The organism is Acinetobacter pittii ATCC 19004 = CIP 70.29 (assembly GCF_000369045.1).
Lineage (GTDB): Bacteria > Pseudomonadota > Gammaproteobacteria > Pseudomonadales > Moraxellaceae > Acinetobacter > Acinetobacter pittii.
Genome location: NZ_KB849797.1, coordinates 316362 through 334825 on the forward strand (window position 1 = coordinate 316362; position 18464 = coordinate 334825).

At 41.5% G+C, this 18464-nt stretch carries 15 protein-coding genes and 3 tRNA genes; 9 read left to right on the forward strand and 9 right to left on the reverse strand.

Annotated features, from left to right (window positions below; translation table 11 throughout):
* The first annotated feature begins 9 nt into the window (after window positions 1-9).
* The 8 genes from F928_RS20110 (at window position 10) to phaG (ending at window position 9466) form a co-directional block, all read left to right on the forward strand.
* The gene (locus F928_RS20110; RefSeq protein ID WP_005079324.1) at window positions 10-1512 is read left to right on the forward strand and encodes a UvrD-helicase domain-containing protein; all 1503 of its coding nucleotides are present in this window, start codon (window positions 10-12) and stop codon (window positions 1510-1512) included.
* Window positions 1513-1535: 23 nt separating this feature from the next.
* The gene (locus F928_RS20115; RefSeq protein WP_005079327.1) at window positions 1536-2927 is read left to right on the forward strand and encodes an AAA family ATPase; all 1392 of its coding nucleotides are present in this window, start codon (window positions 1536-1538) and stop codon (window positions 2925-2927) included.
* Window positions 2928-3221: 294 nt separating this feature from the next.
* The gene (gene phaAB, locus F928_RS20120; protein WP_016806026.1) at window positions 3222-6071 is read left to right on the forward strand and encodes a monovalent cation/H+ antiporter subunit A; all 2850 of its coding nucleotides are present in this window, start codon (window positions 3222-3224) and stop codon (window positions 6069-6071) included.
* Complete coding sequence (gene phaC / locus F928_RS20125; RefSeq protein WP_002115033.1) at window positions 6068-6436, forward strand: Na+/H+ antiporter subunit C; 369 nt, start codon at window positions 6068-6070, stop codon at window positions 6434-6436. The genes phaAB and phaC overlap by 4 nt, the downstream gene beginning before the upstream one ends.
* Window positions 6436-8247, forward strand: coding sequence for a monovalent cation/H+ antiporter subunit D (phaD, locus tag F928_RS20130; protein WP_005079332.1), 1812 nt, complete (start codon window positions 6436-6438; stop codon window positions 8245-8247). The genes phaC and phaD overlap by 1 nt, the downstream gene beginning before the upstream one ends.
* Before the next feature lie 2 nt (window positions 8248-8249).
* Window positions 8250-8777: a Na+/H+ antiporter subunit E gene (phaE, locus tag F928_RS20135; RefSeq protein ID WP_005079335.1), complete on the forward strand. Its 528-nt coding sequence runs from the start codon at window positions 8250-8252 to the stop codon at window positions 8775-8777.
* The gene (locus F928_RS20140; RefSeq protein ID WP_005065886.1) at window positions 8774-9049 is read left to right on the forward strand and encodes a monovalent cation/H+ antiporter subunit F; all 276 of its coding nucleotides are present in this window, start codon (window positions 8774-8776) and stop codon (window positions 9047-9049) included. The genes phaE and F928_RS20140 overlap by 4 nt, the downstream gene beginning before the upstream one ends.
* A 12-nt stretch (window positions 9050-9061) precedes the next feature.
* Entirely contained in the window at window positions 9062-9466 is a 405-nt protein-coding gene (gene phaG, locus F928_RS20145) for a Na+/H+ antiporter subunit G (protein ID WP_005065884.1), read from the forward strand.
* Window positions 9467-9522: 56 nt separating this feature from the next.
* Here phaG and rbfA read toward each other — a convergent pair whose 3' ends face one another.
* The 9 genes from rbfA to tpiA form a co-directional block, all read right to left on the reverse strand.
* Complete coding sequence (gene rbfA, locus F928_RS20150; RefSeq protein ID WP_002114836.1) at window positions 9523-9924, reverse strand: ribosome-binding factor A; 402 nt, start codon at window positions 9922-9924, stop codon at window positions 9523-9525.
* The gene (infB, locus tag F928_RS20155) at window positions 9924-12623 is read right to left on the reverse strand and encodes a translation initiation factor IF-2 (protein WP_002114697.1); all 2700 of its coding nucleotides are present in this window, start codon (window positions 12621-12623) and stop codon (window positions 9924-9926) included. Before infB ends, rbfA begins: the two co-directional genes overlap by 1 nt.
* 10 nt (window positions 12624-12633) lie before the next feature.
* Complete coding sequence (gene nusA / locus F928_RS20160) at window positions 12634-14118, reverse strand: transcription termination factor NusA (RefSeq protein ID WP_002115134.1); 1485 nt, start codon at window positions 14116-14118, stop codon at window positions 12634-12636.
* Between the two features lie 37 nt (window positions 14119-14155).
* On the reverse strand, window positions 14156-14680 hold the full coding sequence (rimP, locus tag F928_RS20165) for a ribosome maturation factor RimP (RefSeq protein ID WP_002114922.1): 525 nt from the start codon (window positions 14678-14680) through the stop codon (window positions 14156-14158).
* A gap of 215 nt (window positions 14681-14895) precedes the next feature.
* Window positions 14896-14972, reverse strand: a tRNA-Met gene (locus F928_RS20170).
* Between the two features lie 89 nt (window positions 14973-15061).
* Window positions 15062-15138: transfer RNA gene (locus F928_RS20175), tRNA-Met, on the reverse strand.
* 38 nt (window positions 15139-15176) lie between these two features.
* Window positions 15177-15261 (reverse strand) — tRNA-Leu (locus F928_RS20180).
* A 56-nt stretch (window positions 15262-15317) separates the two neighbouring features.
* Complete coding sequence (gene secG, locus F928_RS20185) at window positions 15318-15647, reverse strand: preprotein translocase subunit SecG (protein WP_002115012.1); 330 nt, start codon at window positions 15645-15647, stop codon at window positions 15318-15320.
* 12 nt (window positions 15648-15659) lie between these two features.
* The gene (gene tpiA, locus F928_RS20190; protein WP_005079338.1) at window positions 15660-16454 is read right to left on the reverse strand and encodes a triose-phosphate isomerase; all 795 of its coding nucleotides are present in this window, start codon (window positions 16452-16454) and stop codon (window positions 15660-15662) included.
* A 291-nt stretch (window positions 16455-16745) separates the two neighbouring features.
* Between tpiA and pilB the strand changes: the two genes are divergently transcribed.
* Window positions 16746-18458 carry a type IV-A pilus assembly ATPase PilB gene (pilB, locus tag F928_RS20195; protein ID WP_005079341.1) on the forward strand — a complete coding sequence of 571 codons (1713 nt, stop codon included), beginning with the start codon at window positions 16746-16748 and terminating at the stop codon, window positions 18456-18458.
* Window positions 18459-18464 lie beyond the last annotated feature (6 nt).

The following is an 18464-nucleotide window of genomic DNA, read 5'->3' on the forward strand; positions in this document are numbered from 1 at the left end:
AATCACTCAGTGTCGAATATCGAAAAACCTAAAGCCACCTATGAGCAAGCAATTGCCATAGATAACGCACGTCTTGGGCAATCATTTAAAGTGATTGCCTATGCGGGTACAGGTAAAACTACTACCTTACAAATGATTAGTGATGCCATGCCTGAACGGCGCGGTATGTATTTGGCTTTTAACAAAGCAATTGCAGGCGAAGCACAAAACAAATTTCATCGTAATGTAGATTGTCGTACTTTTCACTCCCTCGCTTTTCGCAGTGTGCCACGAGGTGTGACTGATAAATTACGCTTACCTCGCTTAAGCCCAAGTTTTATTGCAAAAGAATATCGACTACAACCTATAACTTTGCGACGCATGATGGGTGGACGTTATGAAAAATACGTCTTAATGCCAAGTCGCCTCGCAAGTCTTGTCGCCAATGCTGTCAGCTATTTTTGCTCGACCAGCTCGCAATACCCTGCTCCTCGACATATTCAGGCACCCAACTGGTTACATCCAGACGATATTACCGAGCTACAAACTCATCTTTACTCTGCTGTTGAACGCCGCTGGTTAGAGTCGATCGACCCAAATCATCAAGCAGGAATTGGTCACGATATTTACCTCAAACTTTGGGCATTGTCTGAACCGAACATTCCAGCCGATTATGTACTATTTGATGAAGCACAAGATGCCGATCCTTTAATGTTGGGCATTTTGCTTCGTCAAAAAAATACTCAGGTTATCTATGTTGGCGATGCACATCAGCAAATCTACGCGTGGCGTGGTGCAATTAATGCCATGCAGCAATTACCATTGCCAGAGTCTCGCCTCACCACTTCTTTTCGTTTTGGTGAAACGATTGCCGATGTTGCCAATGCATTGTTGGGCGGCTTAAATGAAACTGTTCCTCTGCTTGGTAATCCAAACCAGAAATCAAGTGTTGTAAATAAACCACACACTAAAATGCGTGATGCGATTTTGTGCCGTACCAATGCTCGTGCAATGGAACTTTTATTAGCTGGTTTAGTTCACGGCGATAAAGTGAGTTTGCAGGCTGACCATCAAAAACTAAACCGTTTTGTAGATGCCGCAAGCCTCTTAAAGCAAGGAAAACGGGTTACTGATGTACCTGAATTAGCATGGTTCAACTCATGGCATGATGTCCATGAATACTGTGAAACCAATGAAGGCAGTGATATTAAACCATTGGTTAAATTGGTGGATGATCACGGCACTGACCCACTAAAAAAAGCGCTTGCAAAGATTACACCACTTGAGCAAGCTGACTATGTCATCTCTACAGCCCATAAAGCGAAAGGCTTAGAATGGAACCGTGTTCATATTGAAGATGACTATCAATTTAAAATTAATGGGTTAGAATACAAGATTACTGATGAAGAGTTAAGACTACTGTACGTTGCCTGTACTCGTGCTAAAGTAAGTCTAAATATCCATCATCTTTATGATCTGATACAACAATTAAAACTAAGGGCGCCTTTAAGTCTTCGTCAGTCGGTTGGTTGAAGCGCTCATATTTAGGTGAGCCTATGAAACTTGAATCTGTCCAATTTAAACATATTGCTCTGTTTCACGACCTTAAAATACACTTTCACTATGAAAAACAGCCAATCACCTTAATTTTAGGTGAACAGGCAACTGGTAAAAGTATGTTACTCAAACATACTTATCATGCTTTAACTTGGCTCCCTGCTCGCCTTAAAGATTTGCGTAGTCCCGGTATTGTCATGCCTGATCAAGACATTACTCAGTCGCGTCTACAATCAAAAATTGAAGTGACTATTCAAATTCCTTCAGAAATTGGTCACCTGCCAGAAAGTACCTCTGCTCAGCAGGTAGACTCTTCACTATGTAGCTGGAAACTTTTTAAAACCCTAAATGCAAGTGGGATTGGAGTGAGCCAAGTTGAAACTCAGCAACTTGACCAAACCATGGCTCTTTATCAACAAGTCATAAAAAAAGATCCATTACAGGGGCTTCCCTTAATCGCTTACTACCCAGCCGAGCGATTTGTGAATGATATTAATCTACTTAATAAAAATTTACCCGGCATTACTCAAGCCATTTCAGCCTATGACATTAGCCCACTACCGTTTACAACTTTTACACGCTTTTTTGAATGGCTACGAGAAATCAGTGATATCGAAAATGCTCAAGCTGCATATCTAGTACAACGGATTAGATCGAAACAATCAGATCAGCAAGATCAAACAGAATTATTAAATGAGCTTCAAAAAGAGTTATCAGTGCAACCTAAACAGCTTACTTCACCCAATCTCTACGCCCTCAAGAATGCATTAAATATAGTTCTGCCTGAGCTTAAAGATATCTATTTACAATATCAGCCTCGGTTGCAACTTATGGTTGATTATGAAGGTCAAACCTTACCTTTTCAGCAACTTTCAAATACAACAAAAACTTGGATTGCTTTAGTAGGCGATATAGCCCGCCGACTCTGTTTACTCAATCCTTTGAGCTTAAACTCTTGTCTTGAGGGAGATGGCGTTTTACTCATTGACCAGATTGATGCACAGCTCGACTCAACGCATTGCTCCGAAATCTTAAATCGGCTTCATCAAGCTTTCCCACGCCTACAAATTATTGCAACAGGAAGTCGTGAAGAGCTACTTGAACATGCCTCGACCTATCAATGTCTAAAATTAGAGTCTGGTAAAATTAGCCATCTTGACCTAAATACGACCAAGCAACAGCTTGAACATATCTATACCTTACTTCAAAGAAGCGAACCTTTAACACCATCTATAGAAGCACAGCCTCTGAGTTTAATAGATCCGACGCCAACACCAGCACAGATTGAGGTTTTATTTCAGCAGATTCAGGGTTTAACTGAACAACAAAAAAATGAATTATTAAGGATGATTCATGCGGGAGACGCACCGGAAGAAAGCCCTTCGGTTTGAGTTTTATAATCAAAAAAATACACTCACAAAATATATGGTGGAGTACGGTTTTTTAGGCACTAAAATAACTAGATGTTGTTACTACATGTAATAACATCAGATTTTCAATGCTTTTTTAGTGTACAATAAATTTCATTTTGCGTTTTTATTCTTCAAGTTGCGCAATACAACTTGTTTCTCGCTTTATTTTCTAATTTGGTTGGGTTTTCGGAATAATAAGCTTTGGAACTCTCTTTGAATTCCTATCTATTCTGAAATTAAAATTTCACCTTTAGGTTTCGACCTAAATCACATATGGATACGAGTGTGCTACCGATAATTATCTTATTACCGTTAATATTAGGCACCACCCTTGTTTCATTGCTTCAACGGTTCTCGCGTGGAGTAACGGCTTTAGGGGCAATTGGAGTCAGTTTAACCAGTTTTGGTTTATTACTGACTCAAGCTAAAACTGTGCTTGGTGGTGCAAGCATTCAACAAAGCTGGGATTGGCTACCTCAATTAGGGATTAATCTGAGCTTCAGGCTCGATGCTCTTGGTTTATTATTCTCTTTACTTATTACCGGTATCGGTACACTCATTTATATATACGCCTATTATTATTTAGGCCCTAAAAATTCATTAAGTAAACTCTATACGTTACTCATGCTGTTTATGGCAGCAATGCTGGGTATTTCGCTCTCTAATAATCTTATTATTTTATTAGTCTTTTGGGAGCTCACCAGTATTTCATCTTTCTTGTTAGTGGGTTATTGGAGTCACTATGAAGCTGCTCAACGTGGCTCTCGGATGGCACTCACCATTACAGGAATGGGTGGTTTAGCAATGCTAGGTGGATTTGTTCTCTTAGGACAAATCACTGGGACCTATGAAATTAGCGAAATCATGGGCATGAGAGATGCGATCCAAGCTCATACTCTTTTTATTCCGATGTTATTGCTTATTTTGCTTGGCGCATTTACGAAGAGTGCTCAGTTTCCATTTCATTTTTGGTTACCTAACGCAATGGCGGCACCCACACCAGTGTCCGCTTACCTGCACTCTGCGACCATGGTAAAAGCCGGGATTTTTCTACTTGCCCGCTTACTTCCAATCTTTATAGGCGCTGCGATCTATCACAATATCGTTACGTTTGTCGGCCTATTTACGCTCTGTATGGCAGCGTGTTTTGCTATTTTCAAAGAAGATTTAAAAGGACTGTTAGCCTATTCAACCATTAGTCATTTAGGGCTTATTGTTTGTTTACTCGGTATCGGTTCTCCTTTAGCAGTTGCCGCTGCTATTTTCCATATTATTAACCATGCAACATTTAAAGCAGCGCTGTTTATGCTTGCAGGGATTATTGATCATGAAACCGGCACACGTGATCTTCGAAAACTCAGTGGTATTTGGCAATTACTTCCTTTCACTGCCACACTCACCATGATTACCGCTGCCTCTATGGCAGGTGTACCACTTACCAACGGCTTTATTTCAAAAGAGATGTTCTTTACCGAGCTATTGGCGAATCTTTCAGGCTCAACAGTTATCTTTGCCAGCATCATTGCAACTCTGGCTGGTATCTTCGCAGTAAGTTATTCAATTCGCTTAGTACATGGTGTCTTCTTTGACGGCCCAATTGGCAAACAAGTGCCAAATAAAGACGCACATGAACCACCTATCGGGATGCGTGCTCCAGCCATTCTTCTTGCTGTGCTCTGTATCTTGGTTGGCGTTCTGCCTTCGTTATTGGTAGAACCACTGGTCAATAGCGTAACTAGAGCAAGCTTAATGCAACCAGAATTTGCGGGTACACACCTTGCAATTTGGCATGGATTCAACGCTCCTCTTGTGATGAGTATTATTGCTTTAGTAGGCGGTACGCTGTTCTACTTTGCCTTAGCAAAAGACGGCATGATTCGTAAAATTGACCTTGACCCACGTCTAGGCAAATTACAAGGCCGCATCTTATTTGATTTATTTTTAAAACATCTGCTGCTTACAAGCCGAAAAATCAAACAAAAAACTGAAAATGGTTCATTGCAAAGTTATTTGTTCTGGATCATTGCTTTTAGCATCATCATGGTCACTCTGCCTTTACTCAATCAAGGGCTGAGCACAGGTACACGTGAACTCACCCATGCTCCATGGATTGCTGTAGTTCTTTGGCTGACGTTGTTCTCAGGCTGTTGGATGATGCTCTGGTTCCACCATGAGCGTATTAAGGCAGTACTTATTAGTGGTGCAATTGGTCTAGTGGTAACGATGGTCTTCGTCACCATGTCAGCACCAGATTTAGCGCTGACTCAAATTACAGTAGACGTTGTAACGACTGTTCTTTTATTAATGAGCTTATCTTTACTTCCACAGCTCACGCCGTATGAATCTCGTCGTTCTAGACGTTTGAGAGATGCTGCCTTAGCAATTATTGGAGGACTAGGAATTGGCTGGATTACTTGGCTGATTTTAACCCGTGATCATAATTCAATTTCTTGGTTCTTTGCCCAACAGTCTTTACCACTTGGTGGTGGCTCAAATATTGTAAATGTCATTTTAGTTGACTTCCGTGGCTTCGATACCTTCGGTGAAATTACGGTATTAGGCATTGCTGCGATTGGTGCCCTATGTTTAATGGATGGTATGCGTGTACACGGCACCACCATGACGCAAGGCCTCACCTACCGTTTTAATCCTTCTCCGCTTATGTTCCGTATTACGGCCTCTTGGGTATTACCTCTAGCGCTTGTCGTCAGTGTTTATATCTTTTTGCGAGGACATAACTATCCAGGCGGTGGCTTCATTGCAGGTCTAATCACCTCAATGGCGCTAATCATTCAATATATTGCACTAGGTCAAGATCAAGCAGAACAGCTGTTAAAAGCGAAGTCTGGCCGCCTTTACGAAGTCTGGATTGGAACAGGATTAACGATTGCAGGTCTGACTGGTATAGCAGCATGGTTCTGGTTACGTCCGTTCCTCACAAGTGCTCATGTCTATGTTGAATTACCAATTCTAGGAAAACTACATCTAGCTTCAGCTGCAAGTTTTGACTTGGGTGTTTATATCACCGTTGTAGGCGCGACAATGTTGCTCATCTCTGTATTAGGCGACTCTCGTCATTCGAGTATGTCCGGTCCTGTACCACATCGGGAGGAATCATCATGATCAGTTTAGAATTCTTACTGGCTTCTGCTATTGGTTTACTTGTTGCCACAGGTATTTATCTGATTTTACGTGCTCGTACTTTCCCTGTTGTGCTCGGATTGGCTGTAATCGGTTATGCAGTAAACCTATTTTTATTTGCTATGGGTCGATTACAAATCAGCTCACCGGCAATTTTAACTGAAACCACAAAAATAACCGATCCACTCCCTCAAGCGTTGGTGTTAACCGCCATCGTGATCGGTTTTGCAACTACAGCGTTTATTGTACAACTTGCGCTACGTAGCCGTTATGAATCAGGTAGTGATCATGTTGATGCTAAAGAAGATGCTTCCCCAACATACGACCCACGTGAGGATGAGCCGTGATGTTTGATTTTTTATCTTTTTGGCAACAACACACGCCTATTTTTAGCATTCTCATCCCAGCATTTACTGCTTTTATCTTATTACTGTTAGGTAACCCTGGGGCAGGTGCTTTAAAAGATGACTGGCGCCAACCTTGGCGTCGTGGCATTAGCCTTATCTCAGCAATTGCCGGATTAATTACCGCTATTGTTTATCTTAGTTACGCCAGCACGGGGCAAATTACTGTTTACCAATTAAGCGAATGGTCAGCGCCATTTGGTATTGTGCTTGTACTCGATCGTCTTTCTGCTTTTATGCTGGCACTGACTTATGCATTAGCAGTACCAGTTTTATGGTATGCAAGTGATAACTGGGACACCCGTGGCCGCTATTTCCATGCCATGGTACATTTTCTATTAATGGGGATTTGTGGAGCATTTCTAACAGGCGACTTATTTAACCTTTTCGTCTTTTTTGAAATCCTGTTGATGGCTTCGTATGTGTTGCTCTTACATGGACAAGGCAAACCTCGTTTTCAGCTTGGCGTTCACTATGTCATTATCAATCTTTTAGCCTCTGCCCTTTTCTTAATTGGGCTTGGTATGATTTATGGCAGTGTAGGTAGCCTCAACATGGCGGATGTCTCACGTCTTATACCGACACTTGAAGCAGATCAACACAAATTAGCAGTCGCTGGTTCGTTACTTCTCTTTGTCGTTTTCGGTATTAAAGCAGCAATGCTTCCTGTCGGTTTTTGGCTACCAAAAACCTATGCTGTTGCAAGTACGCCTGTAGCTGCAATTTTCACTATCATGACTAAAGTCGGGATCTATTCTATTTTACGTGTAAATGGAACAGTATTTGACGATACGCTTAGTCAAGAAATCTTAAAAAGCTGGTTACTTCCTATTGGCTTAATTACTTCACTCTATGGTGTGATTGCCGCAATTGGAGCAGATCGTTTACGTCGCTTTGTGGGCTTTATGGTCCTTTCTTCAATTGGCACCTTGCTTACAGCAATTGCCATGTCTAATACGCAGGCATGGTCTGGTGCTTTATATTACTTAGTGCACAGTACATTGATCGGCGCAGCTTTTTATCTATTTTGTGGATGGATCACTTCACAACGTGGAGATTTTAAAGATCATTTAAAAGTTGCCCCAAGAATCAAACAAGAAAAAGCAGCTATGCTGACTTATTTCTTGATTGCGATGATGATGGCTGGATTACCACCTTTTAGTGGTTTTCTTGGAAAAGTATTCATTTTACAAGCGACAGTTGAAGCTAGCTATCAAGGCTGGATTATTGGTGTTGTACTTGTTGTGAGCCTATTAAGTATTATTGCACTCACACGTGTTGGTTTTATCTTATTCTGGCGCGCATCTGCTCCAGAAGAAGATCCAATCCATCCAGCTTATATTCTTTATCGTGCTTTGCCGGAACGCGCACCACCACGTAACGATCAAGTCATCTATCTATTATTAGCTGGTTTAATCGCTTATGTTGTCTTTGCTGCACCCATTCAGCATTACACATTAAGCACCGCACAACAAATTCAGGACCATGCACTTTACCAGCACTCTATTCTTAAAGTAGATCAAAACGGTGAAGTCATCAGTGTGCAACCATATGACCCAGCTTACTTACCGGAAACCAAGTACGGCGGTGAAGTTGAAGATCATAATGCTTATCTTGTTCCAGATGTTATTTCGAAAGATACGTTCAATGGCGAACATATTTCTGAATATAAACAACGACAAATTCAGCAACAGGACAAACTCCAAACGCCTACCATTGTTGATGAAAGTCAATTGAAACCTATGGAGCCATAACAATGCAGTTAACTCATTTGCTTGAACGCTGGTTTCCACATCCATTTGTCTCGGTTCTCATCGTTTTATTTTGGTTGATGCTGGCGCATAGTCTTGATGCGAGTGATCTTTTGACTGCGATGCTTTTGGGCTTAATCATCCCTCGTTTAGTCAAACCGTTTATTACCCGCACACCGCATATTCACTGGAAACCTGCGGTTAAGCTATGTTTTGTAGTTCTTTGGGATATTATTATTTCTAACTTTAAGGTCGCAAAACTTGTTTTGGGACCTACTAAAAAATTACATCCTAAATGGTATCGCGTACCTTTAGAGACAGAACATGAGCAGGTCAATACCTTACTGGCAATGATCATTACCACAACACCAGGTACGGTTTCTGCGGGTATCGATCAGGAACGTGGGGATATTCTGGTTCATGCTTTGAGCACAGATAATACCGAATCTGATATTCAAGACATCAAAGAACGTTATGAAATTCCTCTTATGGAAATTTTTGATGTGAAAAGTAAAACGGAGGCAAGTGCATGACAATCCTACCCTATGCTCTAGGTATTAGCTTGATTGCCGTTACAATCTCGATGCTACTTTGCCTTTTTAGACTGGTTATGGGCCCATCAATTGTAGACCGCCTTTTAGCGCTCGATACGCTTTTCTTAAATGCAACTTGCCTCATTGTTGTGTTAGGCATTTATTGGATGACGACTTCTCTATTTGAAGGAGCACTATTGGTTGCGATGTTAGGTTTCGTATCTACAGCCGCCTTAGCACGCTACTTCACAACCGGTCATGTTATCGATTAAGGAGAGGTCAAAATGCAATTTACAATGGAAATTATTGTTTCGGTCTTTCTGGTTTTTGGCGCCTTCTTCATGTTAGTTGGCTCAATCGGTATGGTCCGTTTACCCGACTTATTCATGCGCTTACATGCGCCAACTAAGTCGAGTACGCTCGGCTTAGGAAGCTTTCTGATCGCTTCCATGATCTTTTTTGCTTTCCAAGGTCGCTTTGGTTTTGCCGAATTACTTATTACCCTTTTAGCTTTTATTACCGCGCCTGTTTCGGCTAATTTGATTGCACAAGCTGCGCTACATTTACGTTTACGCTCACTGAGTGGTGAAGTACCTGAGGCAATTGAACGCCCGCTCCCTTGGGACCGGTACAAAATTGGTCAACGCTTTTCACAAAACAAACCACCAATGGAACCTCCTAAAGAATAAGAAATTGAATCAATAAAAAAGCCACCCGAAGGTGGCTTTTTTATTTTGAGTTTTAATTACTCTTGGTCATCTGACTTACGTTCTGGTAAATCTTGTACCGCTTTTTCGATTAGACCAAACATATAGTTACCATATGCATTCGTCTTATCGTAATGGAAACGTAAGCGAGGCGTAATACGAGTCTTAATGCGACGGCTCAATTCATGACGCAAGAAACCAGAAGCTTTATTTAATACATCTAAAGTTTCTTTATTTGCTGCTTCACTTTGCTCATCGCCGAGTTCACGTCCCATAACGGTGACATAAACTTCAGCATAACCCATATCCGCACTGACTTTCACCGCAGAGATGGTCACTAGACCACCTAAGCGAGGATCTTTAAGCTCTTGACGGATTAGCTCAGACAACTCACGTTGTACTGAATCCGCCATGCGCTTTAAGCGTTGGCTACCCGCCATTAAAGACTCCGTTTAATCAATTGAACATCATACACTTCGATCTTATCTTGTGGTTTGATGTCTTTATAACCTTTCACCGCAAGGCCACATTCCATACCAGCACGAACTTCATCAACAACGTCTTTATAACGACGAAGAGATTCAAGCTCACCTTGGAAAATTACAACATCATCACGTAATACGCGAATCGGTTTATTACGATGTAATGTGCCTTCAAGTACCATACAGCCTGCTGCTGCACCAAACTTACTTGAGTGGAATACTTCACGTACTTCCGCAACACCCAAGATTGTTTCACGATGTTCAGGAGCAAGCTTACCGCTCATGGCATCTTTCACATCATCAATTAATTCATAGATGATACTGTAGTAACGAATATCAATACCGTCTTGGTCACTTCGTTGACGAGCAGTCGTATCGGCACGAACATTAAAGCCTAACAATACAGCTTCTGAAGATTCAGCAAGGATTACATCAGACTCAGTAATCGCACCAACACCTGAGCTAATTACACGAACTTTTACTTCGTCAGTAGATAATTCATGTAGAGCAGCATTCAATGCTTCTAAAGTACCACGTACGTCTGTTTTCAAAACAACGTTCACTGTAGGAACATCTTTTTTGCCCATTGACGACATGATATTTTCAAGGCGCATAGCACTTTGACGATCAATACGTTTTTGACGCTCACGGTCAGCACGAGCATCGGCAACTTCACGCGCTTTCTTCTCGTCATTTACAACAAGAACTTCATCACCCGCCATTGGAGCATCTGGAAGACCCAGAATTTCTACTGGAATAGATGGTCCTGCTGATTTAATCGGCTTACCGTTTTCATCAGACATTGCACGGACACGACCATAAGATGAACCTGCAAGAACAAGGTCACCAATGTTTAATGTACCGTTTTGAACAAGAATAGAAGTTACTGCACCACGGCCTTTATCAACACGTGCTTCAATAACAACACCTTGCGCAGCACCTTCAGCAGATGCTTTTAATTCCATCAATTCTGATTGAATAAGAATTAAATCAAGGAGTTCATCAATACCTTGTCCACTGTGTGCAGAAACTTTAGCAATCGGAACATCACCACCCCATTCTTCTGGAACGATTTGTTTCGTTGTTAATTCATTTAACACACGGTCTGGATCAGCAGATTCTTTATCCATTTTGTTGATTGCAACAATAATTGGAGTACCTGCTGCACGAGCATGGTCAATTGCTTCTGCAGTTTGTGGCATTACACCGTCATCTGCAGCAACAACTAATACAACGATATCTGTTGCTTTAGCACCACGTGCACGCATTGAAGTAAATGCCGCATGTCCCGGTGTATCAAGGAATGTAATAATTCCTTTGTCTGTTTCAACGTGATATGCACCAATATGCTGGGTAATACCACCTGCTTCTCCAGCTGCCACTTTCGAACGACGGATACGGTCAAGCAATGATGTTTTACCATGGTCAACGTGACCCATAATGGTAACAACTGGCGGACGAGTTGTTTGCTCACCACGAGCTTCTTCAGCTGCTTCAAGCAAGTTATCTTCCGCTTGTGTATCAGAAACTAAAACAGGGTTGTGGCCCATTTCTTCTACAACAAGTGCCGCTGTGTCTTGATCAATAGCTTGATCTTGATTAACCAATTCACCCATTTTCATAAGTGTTTTGATAACTTCACGTACTTTAATCGCCATTTTTTGAGCAAGATCGGCAACAACAATGCTTGAACCGATTTCTACATCATAAACTTGCTTTTTAACTGGCTTTTCAAATCCATGCTTATTCGCTTGGCTTGATTTTAAACCACGTTTGTTATGGTTAACAAAGCTTTGCTCTTCTTGACCACGACGACCACCTTTCTTCCCAGCACGTGGGTTAGTGGTTGCGCCACCGCGTTTAATTTCACGGTCTTCTTGCTTAAATGAATCTTCATAAGCTTGGCCAACTAGACCTGAAGCAAGTGGAGAATCATCAATCACACGAATTGTCGTAGTAGCATCGTCATTTGAATACTTAGACGCCATTTTGCGCATTTGTTCAAGTGTACGTTGCTGAGCTTCTTCAGCTGCTTTACGACGTGCAGCTTCTTCAGTTGCTTTTAACTGAGCTGACTGCTCTTCACGAGCTCGTTTCTGTTCTGGAGTTTCAGCTGGTTTTGGTGCAGGTTTAACTGTACCACCACCACGCTTTTTCACTACAACAGCAGCTTTTGGGGCTGTCTGTGCAGCACTATCTTGTTGATGAGCAGCACGCATCGCATCTAAAGTTGCTTTAGCTTTTTGCTCTGTTTGAAGACGCGCTTTTTGCTCGGCAGTTTCACGCGTTTGCTGTTCTACACGTGCTTTTGCTTCAGCTTCTGCACGTGCTTTAGCTTCGGCTGCAATTTGTTCAGGGTTTGGTTTAGCAAAAACCTGTTTTTTACGTACTTCTACGTTAATCGTTTTTGCTTTACCTGAAGTACTTGCAACTTTAGCGGTACTGGTTGTTTTACGTTTCAACGCAATTTTTCCTGTGTTACCACTTTCCTGACCATGAACTTTTTTCAAGTGATTGACCAAAGTATCCTGTTGTTCAGTGGTAATAATGTCGTCTGCTGTACGTTGAGGCAAACCTGCTTCACGAGCCTGTTCTAGGAGCTTCTCAACAGGACGTCCTACACTGAGAGCTAACTCTTTAATCGACTTGTCCGTCATATTTCATCTCCTAGTTAAACCATGATTCGCGAGCTTTCATGATCAATTGACCTGCTTTTTCATGACCAAGTCCTTCAATATCAGAGATATCGTCAGTAGCCTGATCTGCCAAATCGTCGACAGTAATAATACCGCGAGCGGCAAGCGAGTAAGCGATCTCAGAAGTCATGCCTTCCATAGTGAGAAGGTCTGCGCTCGGTTCTTGAATATTTTCTTGCTGTTTCAAAGCATCAGTAAGGGCTGCTTCTTTTGCACGACTTTGCAATAACTCAACCAATTCAGCATCAAGCTCAATTTCGTCAAAAGTCTCAGCAGGAACATAAGCAATCTCTTCTAAAGAAGTGAAGCCCATTTCCACCAATGCCATTGCTAAATCTTCTTCAATATCGAGACGTGATACAAACATATCAAGATATTGCTGAGCTTCATTTTGCTGACGAGCACGATACTCTTCTTCAAGCATCATGTCGAGTTTGTAGCCAGTTAAATCAGAAGCTAAACGAACGTTTTGACCTTGAGAGCCAATCGCACGAGCTAATTGATCGCTGGTTGCAAAAATAATGTCGGCACTTCTTGCATCTTCATCAAGCACGATGCCTGAAACATCAGCTGGTTCTAATGCACTAGCAATGTATTGAGCCGGATCATCAGACCAGACCACTACATCAATACGTTCACCATTTAACTCTTGTTGTACAGCTTGAATACGCGTACCACGCATACCAATACATGCACCTACAGGGTCAATACGGTGATCATTTGTTTTCACTGCAATTTTAGCACGAACGCCCGGTTGACGTGCCGCTGCTTTAATTTCAATAATTTCTTCAGAAATTTCTGGAATTTCTTTTTTCATTAAAGCAATTAACATTTCAGGCTTAGCGCGTGATAACAACAACTGAGCGCCACGACCTTCACGGTTAACATTATATAAAATAGCGTTTACACGTTGTTTTGGACGAAGAATTTCTTTTGGAATCATCTCTTCGCGTGCAAGATAAGCTTCTGCGTTGTCGCCTAAGTCGATAATGAAGCCATCTTTGGTTTGTTTTTTCACTTCACCGTAAATTAACTCACCAACTTTAGACTCGTATGCATCAGCAACTAAAGCACGCTCAGCTTCACGAATTTTTTGTACAATAACTTGTTTTGCAATTTGTGCAGCAATACGACCAAACTCAATAGATTCTACTTCGAGTTCACGCACGTCACCAATTGACCATTTAGCCGGATCAACGTCAGAAATTGCATCTTGGCAAGCTGGCATTTCGTGATCTTCATCTGCCACAACAGTCCATTGACGGAACGTACGGTAATCACCAGTTTTACGATCAATTTCTACACGAAGCTGAGCTTCTTCAGCATGCGTACCTTCGTAAAATCTTTTCTTCGTTGCAGCAACTAGAGCTTGTTCTAAAGCTTCGAAGATCGCTTCACGACTAACACCTTTTTCATTACTAACCGTTTCAACAACGGTAAGAATTTCGCGGCCCATAAGTCACCTACCGATTTCTTATAAAATTTAAATAAATTTAATCTTGATAGATCAAGTTTGCTTTATCGATATTGTTGCTGTCGATCACAAGCACATGCTTCCCATCAACTTCAACCTGAATTTCTTCATTTTCAAGGTCTACTGCGATAAGTTTTGCTTGAAATTTACGACGGTTTTCTACTGCTGCAATTAAACGCAAAGCAATTTGTTGTCCGATGTAGCCTTGTAACTGTTCTAGTTGAAAAAATGGACGATCCCAACCCGGTGAAGAAACTTCTAATGAATACTCACCTGAAATTGGATCATGAACATCCAACATTGCGCCAACTTGTTGTGTTACACGCACACAATCTTGTACACCAATACCACGGCCTAGTTCTACTTCGCCATCTTCATTAATTACAGGCTCAGCATCTTCACTTACCGCTTTATCGATATAAATACGCAATAATGAACGTTTACCTTGTGGGAGAAACTCGATTCCCCAAAGGTCGACACCACATGCTTCCACTGCAGGAACAATTAAGTCATGCAATGCTTGGGATTTATTTGATAATTTCATTTACTCTCGTCATTCTCGTGCGATTCAATCGGTTGTTTTAACCGACACAGACCTACTATAGTGAAGCATGACTATTTGACCAATTGATGTCGACACTACACGATAGCGATACGATAACCAATAAAAAAGGGCGTTAATCGCCCCTATTTAGCACAGAAAACAATAGTCCACTGTGCAAAAAGGCCCACCTGTCTGTGAGCCTCTTTTAAGAAACTTGGTAGCGGGAGCTGGATTTGAACCAACGACCTTCGGGTTATGAGCCCGACGAGCTACCAGACTGCTCCATCCCGCATCAACGTGCAAAAATTATATACAAATATCGAAAAAAGTCAATGTAAACTTATCTAATATTCGCTTGATTAAGTTGCACCTTAATCAAATTGGTAGCGGGAGCTGGATTTGAACCAACGACCTTCGGGTTATGAGCCCGACGAGCTACCAGACTGCTCCATCCCGCATCAAAAAACTGCTTGCACTCAACTTTCTGGTTCAAAGTTGGTGCGGAAGGGGGGACTTGAACCCCCACGCCCGAAGGCACTACCACCTCAAGGTAGCGTGTCTACCAATTCCACCACCACCGCAGCTTGTGGGACGCATTCTAGTCCTTCCCACTGCAAAAGGAAAGCCCTATTTCGAATTATTGACTCGATTTTGGTGCATTTGGTGAAGTTTCAGGCGATGTCGTTTGAACTGGCGCTGTAGTTTGTACAGTTTTCAAACTATATGCATCAGTAGTCTGTTTTTTCGCAAAAACAGCGAGAGTTAAACTCGTCACAAAAAACAACGCAGTTAAGATAGCAGTAAGTCGAGTAAGGAAGTTACCTGAACCTGATGCACCGAATACAGTTGCTGCTCCGCCACCGCCGAAAGAAGCACCGGCATCAGCACCTTTACCATGTTGCACTAGAATTAAGGCAATCATCAGTACCGCTAAAATAATATGTACGATCAGTACAAAAGAGTGCATACCCTATCCTCGTTATTTACTTTGTGCAAAGGCTTGTACAATTTGATAAAAAGATGCTGCATTTAGTGAAGCACCGCCTACCAACGCACCATTAATATCTGGACATGCCGCCAATTCGACCGCATTTTCAGCTTTTACACTACCGCCATATAAAATAGCAATATCTGAACCCGCTGAGGTAATCTGACTTAAACCTTCACGAATCTTAGCATGCATTGCCTGTGCATCTTGTGGAGAAGCAGTTTTACCTGTCCCAATTGCCCAGATTGGCTCATAGGCAATTACAATTTGCTTTTGCCACTGCTCAGCAGTCACTACAGGAGCAATATCACAAATTTGTTGCAATACCACTTGTTCTGCCAAACCTTGTTCACGTTGTTCGAGGCTTTCACCGACACAATAAATGACAGTCAAGCCCGCATTTAATGCATTTTGGAGTTTAGCTTTCAAAATTTCAACGTTATCGCCAAAAATATCACGGCGCTCAGAATGCCCAACCAGTACAAAATTAATTTGACTATCTTTTAATAGTTCTGCGCTGACTTCGCCAGTATACGCACCAGTACCCGCTACACGTGATACATCTTGTGCAACTGTATATACTGTTCTTGCAGCATCTTGCAATTGTGTTTGTACCATTGCAAGTGCAATAGAAACCGGAGCAACCCCTACATGACAGCTTTCATCTGCAATTTGGTTTTGTTGCAATAGTTGTTTAAATTCTTCTATAAGTTGTTTGGCATTGGCACGCATTGGGTTCATTTTCCAGTTGCCAACTACCCAAGGCGTAATCGTCGAACCCGACATACGGCTCACCTTTCATCAAAAATGCAGCACATTCTACACGCATTTATACAAATTTCAGATACTTTTCTTTAACGGCTTTGCTCATATCTTTTCTACTAATTGAAAACAGTTATAAAACTTTATTGAGTCTAAAGAATCGTCTTTTAAAAATTAATGAATAAAAACTTCGACTAGTTCAAGCTTTGGCGAGTGGATCAAGACCAGAGCATCATTTTCTCAGGTAGTAATTTTAGATAACAAAAGTATAATTTTTTATATACCAATTATAAACATATGAGCACAGGTAGGCAGATGTCAGTCATACATACATCTCCAAAATTTTCGGGGTTTTTTCGACGATTAGTCGAAGAAAAACATGTGTCGGCAGCGACCATGCAAACAGCATTAGATGCAGCAAAGAGAGCTAAACGGGATACAGTTGCGTACCTGATTGAAGAGGTTAATCTCTCCCCTTCTTTATTAGCTGAAACAATTTCTATTGAATTTGCTGAACCATATTTTGATCTGGATGTTTACGATACAAGCCAAATTCCCAAAGATTTGGTCGATCAGAAAATAGTTTTAAAACATCGGGTCTTACCTCTCATACAAAGAGGACAGATTTTATATGTCGCAACCAGCAACCCGAGTAATATTGAAGCAATTGATGCCATTCGCTTTAATAGCAAGCTCATGGTTGAACCAGTTATTGTCGAGCACCATAAGCTTGAGAAAATTCTGGCGCAGCAATTTACCGAAGAAAGCAGCTTCGAATTTAGTGATGAAGAGTTTGATCTTGATGTAGACCTTGAAGCTCCACCCTCACAAGAGGATGAGGAAGAAACGCCTCAAGGTGATGAAGCACCTATTGTTAAATATATTAATAAATTACTCATCGATGCAATTCGTATGGGGGCTTCAGACTTACATTTTGAACCCTATGAGAAATCATATCGGGTCCGTTACCGAGTCGATGGTGTGTTGCGTCAGATTGCAAATCCGCCTTTGCAATTGGCTAACCGTTTAGCTTCACGTTTAAAAGTCATGTCTCAAATGGATATTTCCGAAAAGCGGGTACCTCAAGATGGTCGTATCAAGCTTAAGTTATCAAAAACTAAAGCAATCGATTTTCGTGTGAACTCACTTCCAACCTTGTTTGGTGAAAAACTGGTTCTGCGTATTCTCGATCCATCTAGCGCAATGCTCGGAATTGATGCTTTAGGATATGAAGAAGATCAGAAAGCTCTTTTTTTAGAAGCACTCGATAAACCACAAGGTATGCTTTTAATTACTGGTCCTACAGGTTCTGGTAAAACGGTATCTTTATATACAGGCTTAAATATTTTAAATACTGAAAGCTCTAATATTTCCACTGCCGAAGATCCAGTCGAAATCAACCTTGAAGGTATTAATCAGGTTAACGTTAACCCGAAAGTAGGTCTTACTTTTTCGGCCGCACTGAAATCATTTTTACGTCAAGACCCCGACATTATTATGGTCGGTGAGATTCGTGACTTAGAAACGGCTGAAATTGCGATTAAAGCTGCACAAACCGGTCACATGGTCATGTCCACACTGCATACCAATAGTGCGCCAGAAACACTTACTCGCCTACGTAATATGGGTGTTCCATCCTTTAATATCGCAACGTCTGTCAATCTGGTGATTGCTCAACGTTTGGCGCGTCGGTTATGCCCACAGTGTAAAATACCTGCTGACATTCCTAAACAGAGCCTATTAGAAATGGGCTTTACCGACCAAGATTTAACCCATCCCGATTTTCAAGTTTTTCAACCTGTAGGTTGTACTGAGTGTCGTGAAGGCTACAAAGGTCGAGTAGGTATTTACGAGGTGATGAAAGTTACACCTGAAATTTCCAAGATTATTATGGAAGATGGCAATGCTTTAGAAATCGCTGCTGCTTCTGAAAAACTGGGGTTTAATAATCTGCGTCGTTCAGGGTTAAAGAAAGTCATGCAAGGTGTAACTTCCTTACAAGAAGTTAACCGCGTGACCAGTGAATAAAAGACA